The following is a 331-nucleotide window of genomic DNA, read 5'->3' on the forward strand; positions in this document are numbered from 1 at the left end:
CGATGACGGCGTTCGACTGGTTCTGTTGGCGGCTGAACAAGAAGGTCGAGGACACCCAGCGTCGAGAACTGGGGCTGCCAAAGGCGAAAGGACCGTCACCGCGGCGCATCGCCGACCGCGAATCGCTGGAAATCCAGGCGTACGACGAGGTTTGCTTTCCCGGCCTGGCCGACGAGTGGGCGAAGTGGAATGGCCTGCGGCCCTTCGTCGGCCCGCTGACGATGGAGTTGACCACCGAAGCCGACGACGAGGTGATGTCCTGGATTCGCGGCGGAACCCCGCCGATCTTTTTCGGATTCGGCAGCATGCCGGTCGAATCCCCGGCCGACAC

1 pseudogene is annotated in these 331 nt (G+C 64.4%); it reads left to right on the plus strand.

Features of this window, described 5'->3' with window-relative positions:
* Positions 1-331: pseudogene (locus ACYQ8K_RS30260) on the plus strand (glycosyltransferase); the annotation flags it as partial.

The sequence above is a fragment of the Mycobacterium sp. MUNTM1 genome (assembly GCF_054660795.1).